The organism is Streptomyces sp. NBC_01433 (genome assembly GCF_026340105.1).
Taxonomy (GTDB): domain Bacteria; phylum Actinomycetota; class Actinomycetes; order Streptomycetales; family Streptomycetaceae; genus Streptomyces.
Genome location: NZ_JAPEPM010000002.1, coordinates 1,002,653 through 1,022,304 on the forward strand (window position 1 = coordinate 1,002,653; position 19,652 = coordinate 1,022,304).

The 19,652-nt window shown below is 70.0% G+C and carries 18 protein-coding genes; 10 read left to right on the forward strand and 8 right to left on the reverse strand.

Features of this window, described 5'->3' with window-relative positions:
• Positions 1 to 144: 144 nt before the first annotated feature.
• Both OG413_RS31990 and OG413_RS31995 read right to left on the reverse strand, forming a co-directional pair.
• A complete protein-coding gene (locus tag OG413_RS31990) occupies positions 145 to 1,182 on the reverse strand; it encodes an iron-siderophore ABC transporter substrate-binding protein (RefSeq protein WP_266811695.1) in 1,038 nt (345 codons plus the stop codon).
• Between the two features lie 117 nt (positions 1,183 to 1,299).
• Positions 1,300 to 2,652: a lysine N(6)-hydroxylase/L-ornithine N(5)-oxygenase family protein gene (locus tag OG413_RS31995; RefSeq protein WP_266811697.1), complete on the reverse strand. Its 1,353-nt coding sequence runs from the start codon at positions 2,650 to 2,652 to the stop codon at positions 1,300 to 1,302.
• 248 nt (positions 2,653 to 2,900) lie between these two features.
• On the opposite strand from OG413_RS31995, the gene OG413_RS32000 reads away from it, so the two are divergent.
• Positions 2,901 to 3,848: a methionyl-tRNA formyltransferase gene (locus OG413_RS32000; RefSeq protein ID WP_266811699.1), complete on the forward strand. Its 948-nt coding sequence runs from the start codon at positions 2,901 to 2,903 to the stop codon at positions 3,846 to 3,848.
• Between the two features lie 301 nt (positions 3,849 to 4,149).
• Here OG413_RS32000 and OG413_RS32005 read toward each other — a convergent pair whose 3' ends face one another.
• Positions 4,150 to 4,674 carry a DoxX family protein gene (locus tag OG413_RS32005; protein ID WP_266811700.1) on the reverse strand — a complete coding sequence of 175 codons (525 nt, stop codon included), beginning with the start codon at positions 4,672 to 4,674 and terminating at the stop codon, positions 4,150 to 4,152.
• A gap of 224 nt (positions 4,675 to 4,898) precedes the next feature.
• Here OG413_RS32005 and OG413_RS32010 point away from each other — a divergent pair, with 224 nt between their 5' ends.
• Positions 4,899 to 6,914 carry an NADPH-dependent 2,4-dienoyl-CoA reductase gene (locus tag OG413_RS32010; RefSeq protein WP_266811701.1) on the forward strand — a complete coding sequence of 672 codons (2,016 nt, stop codon included), beginning with the start codon at positions 4,899 to 4,901 and terminating at the stop codon, positions 6,912 to 6,914.
• 33 nt (positions 6,915 to 6,947) lie between these two features.
• Positions 6,948 to 7,538, forward strand: a complete 591-nt coding sequence (locus OG413_RS32015) for a PadR family transcriptional regulator (protein WP_266811703.1) — start codon at positions 6,948 to 6,950, stop codon at positions 7,536 to 7,538.
• A gap of 81 nt (positions 7,539 to 7,619) precedes the next feature.
• Here OG413_RS32015 and OG413_RS32020 read toward each other — a convergent pair whose 3' ends face one another.
• Together OG413_RS32020 and OG413_RS32025 are read right to left on the reverse strand one after the other, a co-directional pair.
• Positions 7,620 to 8,612 (reverse strand): DMT family transporter, encoded by a 993-nt coding sequence (locus OG413_RS32020; RefSeq protein ID WP_266811705.1) that lies wholly within the window; start codon positions 8,610 to 8,612, stop codon positions 7,620 to 7,622.
• The gene (locus tag OG413_RS32025; protein ID WP_266811707.1) at positions 8,609 to 9,541 is read right to left on the reverse strand and encodes a phosphatase PAP2 family protein; all 933 of its coding nucleotides are present in this window, start codon (positions 9,539 to 9,541) and stop codon (positions 8,609 to 8,611) included. The genes OG413_RS32020 and OG413_RS32025 overlap by 4 nt, the downstream gene beginning before the upstream one ends.
• 160 nt (positions 9,542 to 9,701) lie before the next feature.
• On the opposite strand from OG413_RS32025, the gene OG413_RS32030 reads away from it, so the two are divergent.
• The 7 genes from OG413_RS32030 (at position 9,702) to OG413_RS32060 (ending at position 15,048) form a co-directional block, all read left to right on the forward strand.
• Positions 9,702 to 10,331, forward strand: coding sequence for a TetR/AcrR family transcriptional regulator (locus OG413_RS32030; RefSeq protein WP_266811709.1), 630 nt, complete (start codon positions 9,702 to 9,704; stop codon positions 10,329 to 10,331).
• 239 nt (positions 10,332 to 10,570) lie between these two features.
• Entirely contained in the window at positions 10,571 to 11,356 is a 786-nt protein-coding gene (locus OG413_RS32035; RefSeq protein WP_266811711.1) for an SDR family oxidoreductase, read from the forward strand.
• A 54-nt stretch (positions 11,357 to 11,410) separates the two neighbouring features.
• Positions 11,411 to 12,424: an SPFH domain-containing protein gene (locus OG413_RS32040; protein ID WP_266811713.1), complete on the forward strand. Its 1,014-nt coding sequence runs from the start codon at positions 11,411 to 11,413 to the stop codon at positions 12,422 to 12,424.
• Positions 12,421 to 13,320 (forward strand): hypothetical protein, encoded by a 900-nt coding sequence (locus OG413_RS32045; RefSeq protein ID WP_266811715.1) that lies wholly within the window; start codon positions 12,421 to 12,423, stop codon positions 13,318 to 13,320. Before OG413_RS32040 ends, OG413_RS32045 begins: the two co-directional genes overlap by 4 nt.
• Positions 13,321 to 13,500: 180 nt before the next feature.
• Positions 13,501 to 14,007, forward strand: a complete 507-nt coding sequence (locus tag OG413_RS32050; RefSeq protein ID WP_266811717.1) for an NUDIX hydrolase — start codon at positions 13,501 to 13,503, stop codon at positions 14,005 to 14,007.
• A 41-nt stretch (positions 14,008 to 14,048) separates the two neighbouring features.
• A complete protein-coding gene (locus OG413_RS32055) occupies positions 14,049 to 14,543 on the forward strand; it encodes an FBP domain-containing protein (protein WP_266811719.1) in 495 nt (164 codons plus the stop codon).
• Between the two features lie 100 nt (positions 14,544 to 14,643).
• Complete coding sequence (locus OG413_RS32060) at positions 14,644 to 15,048, forward strand: SHOCT domain-containing protein (protein WP_266811720.1); 405 nt, start codon at positions 14,644 to 14,646, stop codon at positions 15,046 to 15,048.
• A gap of 198 nt (positions 15,049 to 15,246) precedes the next feature.
• Here the strand turns inward: OG413_RS32060 and glpK are convergent, their stop codons facing one another.
• The 3 genes from glpK to OG413_RS32075 all read right to left on the reverse strand — a co-directional run bounded on the left by glpK (position 15,247) and on the right by OG413_RS32075 (position 19,255).
• A complete protein-coding gene (glpK, locus tag OG413_RS32065) occupies positions 15,247 to 16,764 on the reverse strand; it encodes a glycerol kinase GlpK (protein WP_266811722.1) in 1,518 nt (505 codons plus the stop codon).
• Between the two features lie 27 nt (positions 16,765 to 16,791).
• A complete protein-coding gene (locus tag OG413_RS32070; protein ID WP_266811724.1) occupies positions 16,792 to 17,637 on the reverse strand; it encodes an MIP/aquaporin family protein in 846 nt (281 codons plus the stop codon).
• A 958-nt stretch (positions 17,638 to 18,595) separates the two neighbouring features.
• Positions 18,596 to 19,255, reverse strand: a complete 660-nt coding sequence (locus OG413_RS32075; protein WP_266811726.1) for a carbonic anhydrase — start codon at positions 19,253 to 19,255, stop codon at positions 18,596 to 18,598.
• Between the last annotated feature and the right edge of the window lie 397 nt (positions 19,256 to 19,652).

The window sequence follows — 19,652 nt, forward strand, 5'->3', positions numbered from 1 at the left end:
GTGTGCCGTCCCGGTGGACCGGGGCGAGCCCCCGCTGATCGGCGGCTTCGGGCGGTCGCCCCGTTCTCGTCCGTCATCGACGGCGTGCCGAGCCGGCACGCCGTCGAACCGTCCGCCTCCCGGTCCCGCGTCAGTGGTGAGGCGTTACTTGATGGCCGCCAGCAGCGGCTCGATCTCGTCGATCGCGTACGGGATGGAGAGGGCCGTGTTGAAGGAGAACGCGGCACCGACGTCCGGGTCCTGGTAGGGCACGAACAGGTCGCGCTTGTCCTGGTGGACCTTCAGGTTCTTGTAGAGCGGTTCCGCCTTGATCCGGTTGTCGGCGTCGGTGCTGGAGGTCACCCAGACCAGGCGGTCGACGTCCAGCACGTTCAGCTTCTCGGCGCTGAGTTCGGCGGCGTTCCAGCCCGGCTTGGCCAGCGTGTCGATCTGGGGCTTCAGCTTGAAGCCCAGTTCGGAGAAGAAGATCGACTTGGGGTCGGTCTTGGTGAACGCCGAGTACTTGCCCGCCTCGAAGCTGTCGGCGACGGCGAGCGTCTTCGTGGCGAACTCGGGGTGCTTGTCGCGGACGGCCTTGAAACGGGCGTCGATGCCCGCGATCAGCTTCTCGGTCTCCGCGTCCTTGCCGAGCGACTTGCCGATCTGCCGGGTCATGACCTGCCAGGAAGCCCCGTAGTCGGCGAGGTCCTTGGGCTGGGCGACGACCTTGGTGAACTTGGAGAGCGTGTCGTACTGCTCCTTCTTCATCCCCGAGTACTGGGCGATGACCAGGTCCGGCTTCAGCGAGGCGATCTTCTCGATGTTGTACTCGTCGCGCTCACCCACGATCTCCGGCTTCGTGGATCCCCACTTGTCCTTGGTCCACGGCCACTTGCCGTACGGCTGCTCCTTGAACCAGTCCACCGATCCGACGGGCTTGATACCGAGCGCCAGCACCGCGTCCTGGTCCGAGAGCCCCAGGGTGACGACCCTCTTCGGCTCCGCGTCGACCGTCGTGCTGCCGTACTTGTGCTCGACCGTCACCGGGAAGGCGCCGGACTTCGTCCCGCCCGAGGGCTTGGACTCGGCCTTGTCGGCGCCGCCCCCACAGGCGGACAGAGCGAGCGCGGCGACGGCCACGACGGCGACACGAGGGAGGTCTCTGACGAGTCGCGTCAGCGCGGGGCGTGTACCAATGGACACGGATGTTCCTTTCAAGGGGTTTCACTGTGCGCACCAGGTCCGTCCACGAGGGCGCCGCCAACAGGCCGCGCGCGTGGGGGACTTGGCTGAAGAACTGTGGGTCGGGGCGAGAGGGCCCTAACGGACCGAGCCGATGCCGTCGGCGACCGGCCGCGGCCCACCGGGAGCGGGCTCCGCTCCCCGGTCGAGAATCGAGTCCAGGATCTCGCCGACCCTGATCGCGGTGTTGGAGAGCAGGGACGACGTGATGCCGTGGGTGTGCTCGGTGCCGCCCTGGAGGTAGATACCGCAGCGCAGTCCGGCGTCCGTCGCGATCCGGTAGTCGCGCTCGACCTGGACGCGGCCCTGGTCGTCGCGGTGGCAGCGTTCCGCCACGTCACCGAGGAGGGCGAGCGGCTCGGCCGGGGTGTAGCCGGTGGCGAGGACCACCACATCGGCCTCCAGCGTGCTCTCCTCACCATTGACGAGGGACTTGACGGTGGCGCGCACCGTGTCCGGGGTCTCCTTGACGCCGGTCAGCCGGGAGATGTTGAGGAAGCGCAGCCGCTCGGTGCCGAGAACCTTCTCCTGGTACGCCTGGCGGTACAGGTCGTCGATCAGGTCGATGTCCACCACGGAGTAGTTGGTGTTGCCGTGGTAGTCCATCAGCTTGCGCTTGATGTCGTCGGGGGCGGCGTAGTACTCGTCCACCGCCTGCGGGTCGAAGATGCGGTTGGCGAAGCTGCTGTCGTCGGCAGGGCTGTAGCCGTAGCGGGAGAAGACGGCGCAGACCTCCGCCCGGGGGAAGCGGCGGTGGAGGTACGCGACGTTCTCGGCGGCGCTCTGACCGGCACCGACGACGATGAAGCGGGTGGGGTCGGTGCCCGCGAGGCCTTCCACCTTGGTCAGCAGGTCGGAGTTGTGCCAGACCCGGTCCGTCCGCTCCACGCCCTGGGGCATCAGGGGCCGCAGTCCCGTGCCGATGACGAGGTTGCGGGCGCGGTGGACCACCGTCTCCGAACCCGAACGGGCCGTCACATCGAGGTACTCCACCACTCCGTCGTGTACGACGGGCTCGACGGAGATGACCTCGTGGCCGTAGGAGACCATGTCGTCGACCTTCGCCGCGGCCCACTCGAAGTAGTCGTGGAACTCCACGCGCAGCGGGAAGAGGTTCTTGTGGTTGACGAAGTCGATCAGCCGGCCCTTGCTCTGCAGGTAGCGCAGGAAGGTGTACTCGCTGGACGGGTTACGAAGCGTCACCAGGTCCTTGAGGAAGGACACCTGCATCGTCGCGTCGTCGATGAGCATGCCACGGTGCCAGCCGAAGTTCGGCTGCCGCTCGAAGAAGTGAGCGGTGACCGCCTCCTGCCTGCCGACACGCGCGTTGTGCTCGCTCAGCGCGATCGCCATGGCCACATTGGACGGCCCGAAGCCGATACCTATGAGGTCATGGATCAAAGGTGCGTCGCCAGGAAGAACCTGTGACATGTCACTCCCATCGTGCGGGTCGCCTGCCAGGCGTGGATGAAAAGGTACGAGAGGCCGGGCCCGCCGTTGTCACCGGCCAGCCGAACTTAGGTAAAGCTAACCTGAGCTGAATCAACCTGTCGACCGGGCAAAACGGACGAGTGTCAGAAGTAGGGCAACGAACGGGCCCAAAATCGGGGCTCGTTGCACAATTAGGTAAGGCTTGCTTTACTTGCCACCGGTCAGTCGCTCTTCCGAGGAGGAACTCCATGCGGGTCGTCATGTTCGGTTACCAGACCTGGGGGCACCGCACCCTTCAAGCGCTCCTGGAATCCGAGCACGACGTCGTCCTGGTCGTGACGCACCCCAAGAGCGAGCACGCCTACGAGAAGATCTGGAGCGACTCGGTCGCCGACCTGGCCGAGGAGCACGGCGTTCCGGTGGTCATCCGCAACCGGCCCGACGACGAGGAACTGCTCCAGCGGCTCAAGGAAGCCGACCCGGACATCATCGTGGCCAACAACTGGCGGACCTGGATCCCGCCGCGCGTCTACACGCTGCCCCGGCACGGCACCCTGAACATCCACGACTCGCTGCTGCCGAAGTACGCCGGTTTCTCGCCGCTCATCTGGGCCCTGATCAACGGTGAGCGCGAAGTCGGCGTCACGGCCCACATGATGGACGAGGTTCTCGACGCCGGTGACATCGTGGACCAGCGCGCGGTGACGGTGGGACCCGCCGATACGGTCACCGATCTGTTCCACAGGACCGTCGACCTCATCGGCCCGGTCACGGTCGGCGCACTGAAGCTGATCGCCTCGGGGCAGACCGAGTTCACCAAGCAGGACCGTTCGCAGGCCAGCTTCTTCCACAAGCGGTCCGAGGAAGACATCCGGATCAACTGGGACTGGCCCGCCGACGTTCTGGAGCGTCTGGTCCGCGCCCAGTCCGCCCCGTACCCCAGCGCCTTCACGTTCCACAAGGGCAAGCGCCTGGAGGTCCTGGCCGCGGTCGTGTCCGAGGGCCGCTACGGCGGTACGCCGGGCCGCGTCTTCTACCGCGAGGGCGACGGAGTGGCGATCGTCGCCGGCGCCGACGCGCGAACCGGCCGCAACCACGGCCTCGCCATCACCCGCGTGCGCACCGAGGACGGCCGCGAACTGTCGGCGGCCGACTACTTCACGTCCATGGGCGGCTACCTCACCAACCGCGCCTGACCGCCGGGCCCGTCGCGCCGGGCCGACGTCCAAAACCCGACGCACAGGTCCAGCGCACCAGGCCCGCGCACCGGGCGCCACTCCCCCGGTCCGGCCCGGTCCAGCCCCGTGGCAGATCCGCTCCACCCGCCCCGCTCCCTCGTAGCCCGGTCGCCGGAACGAGGCGGCGGGGCACGCCCGTACCCGCCCGGCGACGGCCTCAACTGCCGTGCGAGCGGCCCGTGTCGGGACGCCGTACCGACCCGCCCCTCCCGGAGTCCACCAGCTGTGACCCCGACCGGAATCGTCCGGATCGGTCCGACTACCCCTCGTCCCGCGTTCGCGCCTGCCCCTTGGCGCGCTTGCCGACGACCGCGGCGGCGGCCACCGCGCTGCCCGCGAAGGCGAGGGCGAGGCCCCAGGGCTGATCGAAGACATGCCGCGTCGCATGGTCCACGGAGTACCGGCCGGGTCCGATCAGGCCGATGGCCGCCGCGGTGAAGCCGAGGAACGCCGGGTACTCGTAGCCGCCGCCCTGCGCGAAGAAACCCGCGGGGGCGTGGACGGACACGGCTCCGGCCATCGCTCCGGCCGCGGCCGCTCCCGCGGCCGGCGTCGCGAGGCCGAGCGCCAGCAGGACACCACCACCGGCTTCGCCGAGCCCGGCGGCGACGGCGCTGCGCTTGGGCGGCTGGAAGCCCAGGGCTTCCATCGTGGCGGTGGTGCCCTCGATTCCGCCGCCGCCGAACCAGCCCGCGAGCTTCTGGCCGCCGTGGGCGGCGAGGACCGCGCCGGTTCCGACGCGCAGGAGGAGAAGGCCGAGATCACGCCGGTTGACGCAGACCATGGGGACTCCCGGGATGGGGGCGGGATGGGGGCGGGATGGGGGCGGTACGGATTCCACTGTGGTCGGCCCGGGGCGTACGGGCACGGTCGGGATGGGCCGGACGGGGCCGGAGCCGGGCTCGGCACGGGGTCGCGGTGCGACGCACGCCATTGTGCAACTTGTTGCACAAACATGTTCCGGTGGTCTACAACTGACTCGACTACACCTGTGCGAGGAGACGCCGGATGAGCCCCTACCCCACGCTGCTGAGCCCGCTCGACCTGGGGTTCACCACCCTCCCCAACCGGGTCCTCATGGGATCGATGCACATCGGTCTGGAGGAGGCCGAGCACGGCTTCACGCGTATGGCGGCCTTCTACGCCGAGCGGGCCCGCGGCGGGGTCGGTCTGATGGTCACCGGCGGCATCGCGCCCAGTGAGCGTGCGTGTTCCTTCCCCGGCGGCGCCAAGATGACCACCGAGGAGGAGGCCGCGCGGCACACGGAGATCACGACGGCCGTCCATGCGGCGGGCGGGCGGATCGCGATGCAGATCCTGCACTTCGGGCGCTACGCGCACCACGCGGATCTGGTGGCCCCGAGCGCGCTCAAGGCACCGATCAGCGGCTTCACCCCGCACGCCCTGACCGACGACGAGGTCGAGGAGACCATCGAGGAGTTCGTCCGGGCCGCGGAGCTGGCGCGCTCGGCGGGCTACGACGGGGTCGAGATCATGGGCTCCGAGGGCTATCTGATCAACGAGTTCATCGTTGCCGCGACCAACCACCGCACCGACCGCTGGGGCGGCTCGTACGAGAACCGCGTCCGCTTCCCCGTCGAGATCGTGCGCCGGGTCCGTGAGCGGGTCGGCAGCGACTTCATCCTGATCTACCGGCTCTCCATGCTGGACCTGGTCCCCGGCGGCTCCACGCTGGAGGAGGTCGTGCGGCTCGCCCGCGAGATCGAGGCGGCCGGTGCCACCATCATCAACACCGGCATCGGCTGGCACGAGGCCCGCATCCCCACCATCGCGACGTCCGTGCCGCGCGGCGCCTTCACCTGGGTCACGGAGAAGGTGCGCGGGGCGGTGTCCGTACCCCTGGTGACCAGCAACCGCATCAACACCCCGGAAGTGGCCGAGGAGATCCTGGCCTCCGGCCGTGCGGACATGGTCTCGATGGCCCGGCCGTTCCTCGCGGACCCGGACTTCGTCGCCAAGGCGGCCGAGGGCCGCGCGGACGCGATCAACACCTGCATCGGCTGCAACCAGGCGTGCCTGGACCACATCTTCAGCCTGAAGATCACCTCGTGCCTGGTCAATCCGCGCGCCTGCCACGAGACGGAGCTGGTGCTCTCGCCGACCCGGACGCCCAAGCGGGTCGCCGTCGTGGGCGCCGGTCCGGCCGGGCTGGCGTGCGCGGTGACAGCCTCCGAGCGCGGTCATGCGGTGACCCTCTTCGATCTGGCCGACGAGATCGGCGGCCAGCTCAATGTGGCGCGACGTGTCCCCGGCAAGGAGGAGTTCAACGAGACGCTGCGCTACTTCCGTACCCGGCTCGCCGAACTGGGCGTCGGGCTCCGGCTCGGCACGCGGGCCACGGCCGGGACGCTGGACGGCTTCGACGAGATCGTCGTCGCCACCGGTGTCGAGCCCCGCTCCCCCGGGATCCCCGGGGCCGGACACCCCAGCGTGGTCAGTTATCTGGACGTGCTGCGCGACGGGGCACCGGTCGGTGACCGGGTCGCGATCGTCGGGGCGGGCGGCATCGGTTTCGATGTGGCCGAGTTCCTGACGGACGGCGGCGACGCCGCGAGCCTCGACCCGGACGCGTTCTTCCGGCAGTGGGGCGTGGACACCGACTACGCGGACCGGGGCGGGCTGCGCGCCCCGGAGCGCCCGAAGGTGCCGCGCACGGTCCATCTGGTCCAGCGCAAGGCGACCAAGGTCGGGGCGGGACTCGGAAAGACCACGGGCTGGATCCACCGCACCGAACTGCGCCACCGCGGCGTCGACATGATCGCGGGCGCCGGTTACGACCGTATCGACGACGAGGGTCTGCACCTCACCGTCGACGGCGGGCGACGCCTGCTCGCCGTCGACACGGTGGTGCTGTGCGCGGGCCAGGAGCCGCGTCGCGAGCTGTACGAGGAACTGCTCGCCGCAGGCCGTCCGGTGCATCTGATCGGCGGCGCCGACGAGGCGGCGGAGCTGGACGCCAAGCGGGCGATCCGCCAGGGCACGGAGCTCGCCTCGACGCTGTGAGGTCCCGTTCCGCCCATCCCTAGGATGCACTGCATGTCACTGCCGCACGCGATCCTCACCGCCCTGCTGGAAAAGCCGTCGTCGGGGCTGGAGCTGACCCGCAGGTTCGACCGTTCGATCGGTTACTTCTGGTCGTCCACGCACCAGCAGATCTATCGCGAACTCGGGAAACTGGAACAGGCCGGGCGGATCAGGGCGCTGCCCGCGGCGCAGCCGGCGCGTGGGCAGAAGAAGGAGTACGAGGTACTGCCCGCGGGCCGCGAGGAACTGGCCGCCTGGGTGGCCCTGCCCGAGGACCCGCGCCCGGTCCGCGATCCGCTGCTCCTGCGGATGCGGGCGGCCGCGGTGGTCGGGGCGCCGGGGCTGGGGGCAGAGCTCCGGCGCCATCTCGGGCTTCATCAGCGGCAGCTGGCCGAGTACCTGGAGATCGAGGAGCGCGACTTCACGCCCGCGCGGACGGCCGACGAGGACCGGCTGCGGCATCTGGTGCTGCGGGGCGGCATCGATCTGGAGAGCTTCTGGATCGGCTGGCTGACGCGAGCCATCGACGATCTGGGCGAACCGGCCCGGTCGCCGGACCCGGTCGGGGAGACAGCCGGGGAGCCGACCGGGCGGACCTCCTGAGGCTGCTCAGCCGGTCGAGCAGACCCCTGAGTGCCGCTCAGAAACTACTCAGGACCCGAACCGCTCAGGACCCGAAACCGCTCAGGACCCGCTCGGCCTGACCGCGAGCGGTTCAAGAGCGCGTGGTTCGGTGGCGAGGGGCGTGCGGTCCCGCTTCCGCGGGCCGCCGATGACGACCCGCGGCGGCGCACCGCTCAAGGGCGCACCGCCCGCCGCCGTCCCGGCCTCTTCCGCGGTCACGGCCGCTGGTCGGGCCTGAGCGCGGCTGAGCAGGATCACCCCCCGCACCGCGGCCGCCGCGCCGAGGAGCGCCGGGATCAGACCGGCCGCTCCGCCCTGCAGGCGTTCGCCGAGGAGGGCGAGGCCGATCGCGGCGGCGGCGACCGGATTGGCCAGGGTGACCACCGCGAGCGGGGCGCCGAGGCCGCCGCGGTAGGCGGTCTGGGAGAGCAGCAGGCCGCCCATCGCGAAGGCGGAGACGAGCAGTGCCACGGTCAGCAGCCGCCAGCTGAACAGCGGTCCCGTGGTGTGGTCGGTCACGGCGACCGTCAGGGTCTGGGTGAGCGCGGAAGCGACACCGGAGGTGATGCCGGAGGCCGCCGCGTGCCGCAGTCCCGGGCGGGTGCCGGGGCGGCTGAGACCGGCGACGACCGCCATGGTGGCCGCGCCGACACCGAGCGCCTCGACGAGGCTCAGGGTCTCGTGCGGGGCGGTGCCGCCCGAGCTGAGCAGCAGGGCTCCGAGGCCGAGGAGGGTGAGGACCGTGCCGCGCCATTCGGTCCGGCTGACCCGGCGCCCGGCGGCGCGCGCGCCGAGCGGGACGGCGGCGACGAGGGTGAGCGCGCCCAGCGGCTGGACGAGGGTCAGCGGGCCGTACTTCAGCGCGGCGACATGGAGCAGGGCGCCGCCCGCGTTCAGACCGACCGCGGACCACCAGGCACCGCGGCCCAGCAGGCGCAGGATGCCGGTGGAGGGTTCGGTGCGTCCGGCGAGCCGGGACTGCGCCACGGCGGCCGCCGCGTAGGCGGCGGCGGAGACGAGGGACAGCGCGACGGCGATGAGCGTGGCGTTCATCGCCGGGCTCCGGACCGGGCGAGCGTCCGCGCCCCGGCGGCACCGGCGGTGGGTCCGGTGTACGTCCGGGGACGTGTTCCGGCGGCACCGTCCGTGTACGTCCGGAGCTCGGTGACGGCCGCCGGTACGTGGGCGGCGGCGAGCGCGGAACCGGCGGCGGGCACCCCGCCGGACGGCCACGGCAGATGCTCCCGGACCGGAACGGGGCGCGGCAGCCGGAGGGCGGCGAAGGCGACGGCGAGCAACGCCGAGACGACGATCGCGTCGAGCCAGTAGTGGTTGGCGGTGCCCACGATGACGAGCAGCGTCACCAGCGGGTGCAGCAGCCACAGCCAGCGCCACCGGGAGCGGGTGGCGACGATCAGCCCGACGGCGACCATCACCGCCCAGCCGAAGTGCAGGGAGGGCATCGCCGCGAACTGGTTCGCCATCGAGTCGGTCGAGGGGGTGTTCCCGTACACCGTCGGGCCGTACACCTGGCCGGTGTCGACGAGGGAGGCGGCGTCCAGCATCCGGGGCGGGGCGAGCGGGAACAGCAGATGGAGCGCGAGCGCGGCGCCGGTGAGCACGGCGAGTATGCGGCGCGACCAGACGTAGTGGCGGGGCCTGCGCCAGTACAGCCAGACCAGGAACAGCACCGTGGCCGGGAAGTGCACGGTCGCGTAGTACGTGTTCGCCACATGGATCAGCGTCTCGCTGTGCAGCAGCACGCTCTGCACGGCGCCCTCACCGGGGAGATGGACGGCGCGTTCGAAGTCCCATATGTGTCCGGCGTTGCGGAACGCTTCCTCAACATGTCCGTTGGCGGCCTGCCGGCCGAACTTGTACACGAGGAAGAGTCCCGCGACCAGAAGGAACTCACGGACGAGGGGCGGTCGGGCAGAAGTGTCCGGCTCCCGGTCTGCAGGCTTGCTGCGGGCGCGTATCACCCGATGCCCCTTTGCTGACGAAGCGCTGTTACGGCGGCATGGTCCACTCCATGCCGTATCGATACGCCAGTGTACCGATACGCGAACGTATCGGTACACGCGCGTATCGGTAGACTGACGTATCGAGGGACCTCACCGCAGAGCCGCAGGAGGGAAGCGCATGCCGTCGCACGATTGCGCACAGGAGCCGGCACTCGCGTCACGCCGGTCGAAGATCACACCGGAGCGGGCGCAGGAGCTCTACACGGCCGTGCTGGACCTGTTGCGGGAGAGCGGGTACGAGTCGCTGACCATGGAGGGAGTGGCCTCGCGCACCCGCTGCGGGAAGTCGACGCTCTACCGGCAGTGGGGCTCCAAGCCCGAGCTGGTCGTCGCCGCGCTGCACGGCACCCGCCGCATGCTGCTCTCGCACATCGACACCGGCACCCTGGCCGGGGACCTGCGCGAGGCGGCGCGGGCCATCGGCGAGGGCTCCGGCCGCGACACCCCGCTCATGCACGCGCTCAGCCACGCCGCGCTCCAGAGCCCCGAGCTGCTGTGCGCGTTGCGGGAGGCACTGATCCTGCCGGAGATCGCGGCGATCGACGCCATGGTCCGGCGCGGCATGGAGCGCGGCGAGATCGCGGCCGGTCACCCCGCGGCGGAGTACGTCGCCGCGCAGTTGCTCGGCGTGATGCGCGCACGGCCCCTACTGGAGGGGCGGTACGCGGACGAGGCGTATCTCACACGGTTCGCGGTGACCACGATCCTCCCCGGACTGGGACTTGAGGCACCGCCGCCCGAGTCCTGAACAAGACGTGGACCGTCCGCCCCGGCGGAGAGACGGTCCACCCGCGCCGCACCGTGGGGACGGGGGCGGCGCAGCGCCCGGTCGGCCGGTGACTCCTTCGGGAGCCACCGGCCGACCGTGTTTCCGGCCGCACACCCGGTGGACCGTGTCCCGTCGCGCCCGGCAGGCCCGGCAGACCCCTAGGTCACCAAACAAATGATTGGTAGCTTCGTCAGTCCCACACCGATGGAGGGCGGACCATGGACATCGGCAATCCGATCGACTTCTCCGGGCGGGCAGTGCTCGTCACCGGAGGCACCAAGGGAGTCGGCGCGGCGATCGCCGCGGCATTCCTCGCCGCGGGCGCGGAGGTCATGGTGTGCGGGCGCGGCGAACCGGCTGAGCTTCCGTCGGCGAGCGGTCGACCGGCCCTCTTCCGGATCGCGGACGTCCGGGACCCCACCGCCGCCGCCGCACTGGTGGCGGCGGCCGTCGAGCGGTTCGGCCGGCTCGATGTGCTCGTCAACAACGCGGGCGGCTCCCCCGACGCCGACGCGGCGACCGTCTCCCCGCGCTTCGTCGAGAAGGTCGTCGCCCTCAATCTCCTCGCCCCCTTCTATGTGGCGCAGGCCGCGAACCTGGTCATGCGGGAGCAGCCGGAGGGCGGCAGCGTGATCAACATCGGCAGCGTCTCCGCGCGCCACCCGCAGCCGGGGACCGCCGCCTACACCGCCGCGAAGGCGGGCCTGCTGGGGCTGACACGGGCACTGGCCCTGGAGTGGGCGCCGAGGGTGCGCGTCAACCACATCACGGCGGGGCCGATCCGCACCGAGAGCGCCGCATCCGTCCACGGCGAGGACGAGGGGGCGGCGATGGCGGACGTCCTGGCGATGCGGCGGCCCGCGATGCCCGACGACGTGGCGCACGCCTGTCTCTATCTGGCCGGCGGGCTGGCACCGTACGTCAACGGTGCCGACCTGGCCGTGCACGGCGGCGGAGAGGTGCCGGCCAGATATCTCACCAGGACCCCATTCTCGTCCTCTTGACGATATTCACCGAGGCCCCTTATCGTCTCACCGACGAGATCGAGGGGGTCCATCATGGCCGACATCACCAAGCGCTACGGCTGGCGTCATCTGCGTTCGGCGCCCACCGCCCACATCCGCCACCACAAACGCGGCAAGCTCGCCCACGACGGCCCCGGACTCAGCTTCTGGTACCGGTCGCTGACCGCCGCGCTGTCCGAAGTACCGGTGAACGACCGCGAGTTGGCGATGGCGTTCCACGCCCGTACGGGCGACTTCCAGGACGTGACCGTGCAGGCCACCGTGACGTACCGGATCAGCGACCCGGCAGCGGCCGCCGCCCGCCTCGACTTCTCCGTGGACCCGGACACCGGTGACTGGCGCAGCGCGCCGCTGGAGCAGATCGCCACCCTGCTCACCGAGACCGCGCAGCAGCACGCCCTGGACGTCCTGGCCCGCACACCGCTCGCCGCCGCGCTGGTGGACGGGGTCGCGTCGGTACGCGAACGGGTCGCCACGGGTCTCGCGGCCGAGCCCCGGCTGCCCGCCACCGGCATCGACGTGGTGGCCGTGCGCGTCGTGGCGATCCGCCCCGAGGCCGAGGTCGAGCGCGCCCTGCGCACCCCGGCCCGCGAGCAGATCCAGCAGGAGGCCGACCGGGCCACCTATGAACGCCGGGCCGTCGCGGTCGAGCGGGAACGCGCCATCGCCGAGAACGAACTGGCCAGCCAGATCGAACTGGCCCGCAGGGAAGAGCAGTTGGTGGAGCAGCGCGGCACCAACGCCCGGCGCGCGGCCGAGGAGAAGGCGGCGGCCGATTCGGTACGCACCGAGGCCGAGGCAACCCGCACGGTGCGGCTGGCACGCGCGGAAGCGGCGGCGGCCCGCGACACCGGAGCGGCACGCGCCGAGGCCCAGGCGGCCTGGCTGCGGGTGCACGCCGAGGTGGACCCGACGACGCTGCACGCCCTGGCGGCGACACGGCTGGCCGAGAACCTGCCGCGCATCGACAGCGTCACCCTCTCGCCCGACGTCCTCACCGGACTGCTCGCCAAGCTCGGCCGGCCGGACCCGGAGACGCGGGCATGAGCCTCGCCCCGCGTGCGGTGCTCGTGCACCGGACCACCGAGTACGAGGAACTGCTCGCCCGGCACGGGACGCACGGGCAGGCCGCGTTCTTCCTGTCCAGCCGCGGTCGGTCGATCGACGAGGTGGCCCGGCGCCACGACCGTACGCGGCGGGCACTGACCGAGGTGGCGGCCGCCGTGCCGTTGCAGTGGCGCGGCTCCCGGGTGGAGCGCGCGGATCTGGACCGCTTCCTCTTCGCCCCCGAGGACGTGGTGATCGTGGTCGGGCAGGACGGGCTGGTCGCCAATGCCGCGAAGTACCTCTCGGGCCAGCCGGTGGTGGGGATCGACACCGATCCCGGGCGCAACCCCGGCGTCCTGGTGCGCCACCGCCCCGCCGACGCGCCCGCTCTGCTCCGGACGGCCGCCGCGCCCAGCTGCGCGGTGGAGGAACTCACCATGGTCGAGGCCGTCGCCGACGACACCCAACGGCTGCTCGCGCTGAACGAGATCTATCTCGGGCCGCCCGGCCACCAGACCGCGCGCTACCGCCTGGGCCCCGACGACGCGGCGACCGCCGCGGAGGCGCAGGCCTCGTCGGGCGTTCTGGTCGGAACGGGTACCGGAGCCACCGGCTGGCTCCGCTCCCTGTGGCTGGAGCGCGGCGGCGTGCCCGAGCTGCCCGCACCGTCCGATCCGCGGCTGCTCTGGTTCGTGCGCGAGGCGTGGCCCTCACCCGCGACCGGCACCACGCGGGTCGCGGGCGCGCTGGGCCCCGGGCAGGGGCTCAGGCTCACCGTCGAGTCGGACCGGATCGTGGTGTTCGGGGACGGCATGGAGTCCGACGCCCTGGAACTGACCTGGGGCCAGACCGTACGGCTCGGCATCTCCGCGACCTCGCTGCGGCTCATCGCCTGAACCCGGCCGCACCCTGAGCCCGGCCGCGCCCTGGGGCCTCTTGGCGCCGCGTGGCCTCTTGGCTCCGCGTGCGCGACGGCGCCGGAGCGGATCCGCCCGGGTGGTCGCCCGGCGCCCGGACAATGTGAGGATGGCCGCACGGAACAACGTCCCCGTAAGGCACACAAGGAGCAGGGCACCATGACAGCCGAGTCCACCACCGGCCCGAACCGCAATACCCGCCCGCCGGTGGCACAGGCCGCGCTCGGCGTGGGGGTCATCGTGCAGGACGGACAGGGACGCGTCCTGCTCGGCCGGCATCACGGCGGCACCTGGGAGCTGCCGGGCGGCAAGATCGATCCGACCCACGAGTCCGTCGCCGCCGCGGCCGTGCGCGAGCTGCGCGAGGAGACCGGTCTGGAGGTCGAGGAGGCCGCCGTGAACGTCTTCGCGATGCTGCATGACGTGGTCGGCGGCATCAACCGCATCAGCATGGCGGCGTCGGTGACGCTCGGGGCCGGCGTGCCGGAGGTCACGGAGCCCCATCTGATCAGCACCTGGCAGTGGACCTCCCCCGAAGCGCTGCCCGGCCCGCTCTTCGACCCGTCGGCGCAGGTCCTGGCGGCCTGGCGGCCGGACCTCGCCCTCGCGCATCCGCCGGCGCACCTGCTGCGCATCGCCCCTTCGGACATCTCCTGCAGCTCTTAATCATTTGCCTAGGAGTCATAGGCACACATAGCGTCGTCGGCATGAGAGCCGTCAGCGAGCAGGACATCCGCGCATCGTTCGTCAACTGTTCCAAGGGCGAGGCGAAGCGTCTCCCGATGCCGCGCGATCTCGATGAGCGCCGGTGGGACGATCTGGACTTCCTGGGCTGGCGCGATCTCTCCGCACCCGACCGCAGCTACATCGTCACCGACCTGCGGGGCACGCTCGTCGGGATCACGCTGCGTTTTCCGTCCCATCAGCGCGGCTTCCTCCACCGCAGCATGTGCTCGGTCTGCCTGACCACCCATCCGGGCAGCGGCGTCTCCCTGATGACCGCCCGCAAGCGGGGACAGGCGGGCCGGGACGGGAATTCCGTCGGGATCTACCTCTGCACCGACCTGGACTGCTCCCTGTATGTACGGGGCAAGAAGAATCCGGCACCCGGGGCCCGTTTCGAGGAGTCCCTGACGGTGGAGCAGCAGATCGAACGTACCCGGAACAAACTGTTCGCCTTCCTGGACACACTCTCCGGCTGAACCGGCAGCGGCCGTGACCCTTCCGGACTCCTACAGATGCGGAACAAAGAGGCCAGATGTATGAATAAGTCACCATTCGCGTGATTGGAGTAAAGGCGCCATGGATGACTACCCGCTGCTGAACCTCTTTCTGACCATGCTGTACCTGTTCCTCTGGGTCCTGTGGTTCTTCCTCCTGTTCAAGGTGGTGACGGACCTCTTCCGGGACCATTCGCTGAACGGCTGGGCCAAGGCGGGCTGGCTGGTCTTCGTCATCCTGCTGCCCTATCTCGGCGTGCTGGTCTACCTCATCGTTCGGGGCCGCGGCATGGCACAACGGGACGCCAAGCAGGCCAAGGACTCCGAGGCGGCGTTCCGCCAGTACGTGAAGCAGGCCGCGGGCACGGAGGGCGGGTCCGGCACCGGCAGCCATGTGAGCGACCTCGCCAAGCTCGCCGAGCTCAAGGACAAGGGCGACATCAATCAGGAGGAGTACGAGAAGGCCAAGGCCAAGCTTCTCGTCTGAGACACGGGATGCCTGACGTCGCGTCCGACGTGGCGTCAGGCATCCCCCGAGCACTCCCCCGCACAGCCCGTCTCACACGCAGAGGCCGTATCGGAGATCTCCCGATACGGCCTCTGCGTGTGTGACTTCGGCATCCACGCCCCGGCCCGTCGTCCCGCCGCTTCGAGAGCGGCGGGACGACGGGCCGGGAGGAAATGGTCAGGGGACCTTCACCCAGTCGAGGGTGCGTTCCACGGCCCGCTTCCAGCCCGCGTAGCCTTCCGCACGCTGTTCCTCGGACCACTGGGGCGACCACCGCTTCGACTCGTGCCAGTGGGTGCGCAGTTCGTCGGTGTTCTGCCAGAAACCGACGGCCAGCCCCGCTGCGTAGGCGGCGCCGAGAGCCGTCGTCTCCGCGACGACGGGACGGCTGACCTGGACACCGAGGACGTCGGACTGGATTTGCATGCAGAGATCGTTGGCGGTGACACCGCCGTCGACCTTGAGCACGTCGAGATGGACACCGGAGTCCTGTTCCATGGCTTCCACCACATCGCGGCTCTGATAGCAGATGGCTTCCAGAGTCGCCCGCGCCAGGTGGGCGTTGTCGTTGTACCTGGCCAGGCCGACGATCGCGCCGCGGGCGTCGGAACGCCAATACGGCGCGAACAGGCCGGAGAACGCGGGAACGAAATACATGCCCCCGTTGTCCTCGACGCTCCGGGCCAGCTCCTCACTCTCGGGGGCCGACTTGATGATCTTCAGCTGATCGCGCAGCCACTGCACCGCGGATCCGGTGACAGCGATGGAACCCTCCAGCGCGTAGACCGCCGGGCCGTCGCCGAACTGGTAGGCCACCGTGGTGAGGAGGCCGTGCTGCGAGCGGACCAGCTCGGTACCGGTGTTGAGCAGCAGGAAGTTGCCGGTCCCGTAGGTGTTCTTGGCTTCGCCGGGGGCGAAGCAGACTTGGCCGACGGTGGCTGCCTGCTGGTCGCCGAGGACACCGCCGATGGGAATGGCGGCGCGCAGCGGTCGGGAGGTGCGGGTGGAACCGTAGGCTTCCGGGTGCGACGAGGGGTTGATCTTGGGAAGCATCGCCCTGGGGATACCGAAGAAGCCCATGAGTTCCTCGTCCCAGTCAAGGGTCTCCAGGTTCATCAGCATGGTGCGGCTCGCGTTGGTCACGTCGGTGGCGTGGAGACCGCCGTCGGGGCCGCCGGTCAGGTTCCACAGGACCCAGGCGTCCGTGTTGCCGAAGATGGCGTGACCGGCCTCCGCCGCTTCCCGTACGCCGTCGACGTTCTCCAGGATCCACTGGATCTTGCCGCCGGAGAAGTAGGTCGCGGGCGGCAGCCCGGCCTTGCGGCGGATGACGTCGCCCTGTCCCGAGCGTTCGAGGTTCGCCGCGATGGCGTCGGTACGGGTGTCCTGCCACACGATGGCGTTGTAGTAGGGCCGCCCGTTGCGCCGGTCCCAGACCACCGTCGTCTCACGCTGGTTGGTGATCCCGATGGCCACCAGGTCGCTCGGCGACAGACCGCCGTATCGCAGGGCGTTCTGCATGACCGAGTTGGTGCGTTCCCAGATCTCCACCGGGTCGTGCTCCACCCAGCCGGAGCGGGGCAGGATCTGGGCGTGCTCCAGCTGGTGCTTGGCGACCTCGTTGCCACCGTGATCGAAGATCATGAATCGGGTGCTGGTGGTGCCCTGGTCCACCGCGCCAATGAAGTCCGCCATGATGTGCCACCTCTCCGGCCGGTGTCGTCAGTCCTTGGATGCCGGGACGCGTCCCGGTGGTTCGGGTACCGCGGACGGCAGGAACCGCCCGACGAAACCCTTGTAGAGACCCGCGCCGAGCAGACCGCCGACCAGCGGGCCCACGATGGGCACCCAGAAGTAGAAATTCCCGTACTGATCTCGCCACGCACCGCCGTAGCCGGTGATGAAGCTCGCCAGCCGGGGGCCGAAGTCACGGGCCGGGTTGATCGCGTAACCCGCGTTGGTTCCCCAGGCCATGCCGATCGCGACCACGACCAGGCCGATGATGAACGCGCCCATGTTCGAGCCGGGCGGGGTGTTCAACAGGTCCGTGATGGCCATGATGAGCAGCAGCAGAATGGCGGCGCCGATGACCTGGTCGCGGAACGCCCCCCATTCATGGACCGGCAGCGCCGGATTGCCGTTGGCCGGCAGTGTGGAGAACACCGTCTGTGTCTTGATGGTGTGCCCGGGGTCGGCCTTCGCCAGCGCCTCGCTGTAGTTCCAGCGGACGAGGAGTGCGGCCACGAACGCACCGGCCGTCTGCGCCAGCGCGTAGGGAGCCACCTTGCTCCACGGGAACCCCCTGAACGCTGCCAGCGAGAGGGTGACCGCGGGATTGAGATGGGCCCCGCTCAGCCGCGCCGCCACATAGACGCCCAGCGTGACACCCAGCCCCCACGCCCAGGCGATGCTGTCGTGGTCCCCGAGCCCACCGGGCGGATTCGTCAGGGCTCCGCCTGCCGCCACCTGGGCCACGACACCGCACCCGAAAAGGATGAGGATCATCGTGCCCGCGAATTCGGCGGACATCTCGCCGACCAATCCGGACTTCCTACGTTGCTCAGCCATGAAAGCTCGCCCTCCGCCGACAGAGCCGGCTGTCAACTATCCGAGCAGTGTGAGCAGGCTAAAACGCTCAAAGGAAAACGGCATATCGGGATGACTTGAACACCAGGGCTGGACTTGCGGGTCCATCACGGCGCCCCACGCCCAACGGCCGGGGGCGCAGGGCGCCGGACGGTCGGCGGACCGCGCGGACGGGGTGAATCCGCCCCTGGAGCGGACGGCGAGGACGCTGACCCGGTCGGGTGAGAACGGGGATTCGGATTCCCGGTGTCGTGGCACAGGCCAGGCACGGCCGGCCCTGTTCCGGGCCCAGATGCCGCCGTCAACGCGGTGGCCAGCGCCCTGTCCGACGCCGCCGAGCCGGCGGGCCTGCCCGGCCGGCCGATGAGCTACCCGGCCGGGCGGGCCGGGCCCGTACCCACTGGGGCAGGGGGCGACTGGAGCGGCGGACAGCGAAACTCGACAGCCGGGCCGCCGCGCTGACGGCGGGCCAGGAGGAGCGGGCCGGGCAGGCACAGCAGCAGGTCGCCCGGTTCGTCACGGATGTGGCAGCGACCGTGGCGCTGTTCAACGACACATTCGGGATCGACCACCGACAGCCCTGAGCTTGTCCCCACCATCCGCCACGACGTGGGAAAGACCGTCGGACGACGACCAAGGTCCTGCGAAGGAAGCGGCAACACAGCTCGGGAGGATGGCCGGTTGGCCAGACCGGCTACCCCTCGCACCGTGGATGTCACCAACACCGAGCGGGCACGCGGCTCGTTCCGGCCTCCTCGCGGGCCGCCCCACGCGCGAGGTATCCCCCTCTTGTGCCGCAGCAGCCCGCAGGAGCCACCTCGACAGGGTCGGCCACGCGAGGCCAGCACGAGGCCAACGGCGGCCAGGAACAGTCAGAATCCCCTGGATGGAGGCCGGCTCAGGCCGCGATCGAGAACCTCCGCCCGGATGACGGGAGCCCTCAGGGGTGGACCTGGGTCGCGATCCAGGTGTCCAACTCGTACCGGACCCCGATCACGTCCAGCGTTCCTGCGGACACCCGTGAGGCCACCTGCGATTCCAACAGGATCTGGGACCGTATGTGGCGGATGTTCGCGTCGATCGCCTTGTCCTCCCGTCCAGGAGTCCCGGCCGGCGGAACGACCGGGACTATTTCTTTGACGAGGGTCTTGATACGGGGTGACAACGGGTAGGACGGGTCGTCGCGGAGACTGATGGCTGCCCGGACCGCGCCGCACTTCTGGTGCCCGAGCACGACCACGATCTTCACGTGCAGCTCCTCCACGGCGTAGAGGATGCTGCCGTACACCGCGCTGTCCAGGACCTGTCCGGCGGTCCGGGCGACCGCTAAGTCGCCCAGCCCTTGATCGAACACCAGTTCAGGCGGTACGCGTGAGTCGATACAACCCACGATCAGCGCCCACGGCGCCTGGCAGATCGCCACCTTGGCGCGGGTGTCCGAATCCTCGCGTGGGTGCACCTGGCCGTTGATCTTCCACCGGGCGTTGGCGTCGAACAGCTTGAACTTGGCGGCTCCCGGGGTGGCGGGTGCGTCGGGGCGCGGTATGCACGGGGCGCTGGATGGCGCGAGGGCGGAGGCCGGGACGGCCCCGATGGCCATTCCGGTACCCGCGACCAGCCCACCCGCGGCGACCGCCCGGAGAAGGGTGCGCCTACTCGAAGCCGCATCTGAATTTGCGATTGCTTTGAGTTCAATTGACTTTTCCTTGACCTTTTGTTTCATAAATCGGGACTATAGGGCCCACATATTCAAACAGGTAAGCGAATAATCGCGCCAAAGCAATTTATGACTTATGGGCTATTTCAATAGCTTTAGCGAATTTCCCGCCCATCCGGCTTCGCGCGCCCCATGAGGCAGCCCGCGCCCGCTGCCGCCCGAGCGGCTCCGCCGCCTCAGGGTTGCCGTCCGCAGAGATCGGCTCGCCGATCGCAACAGATGAGCGGCGGTGAGGGCGGAGTCCGAAGCTTCAACACGAGGAGGGTAAGAACGCCGCTCC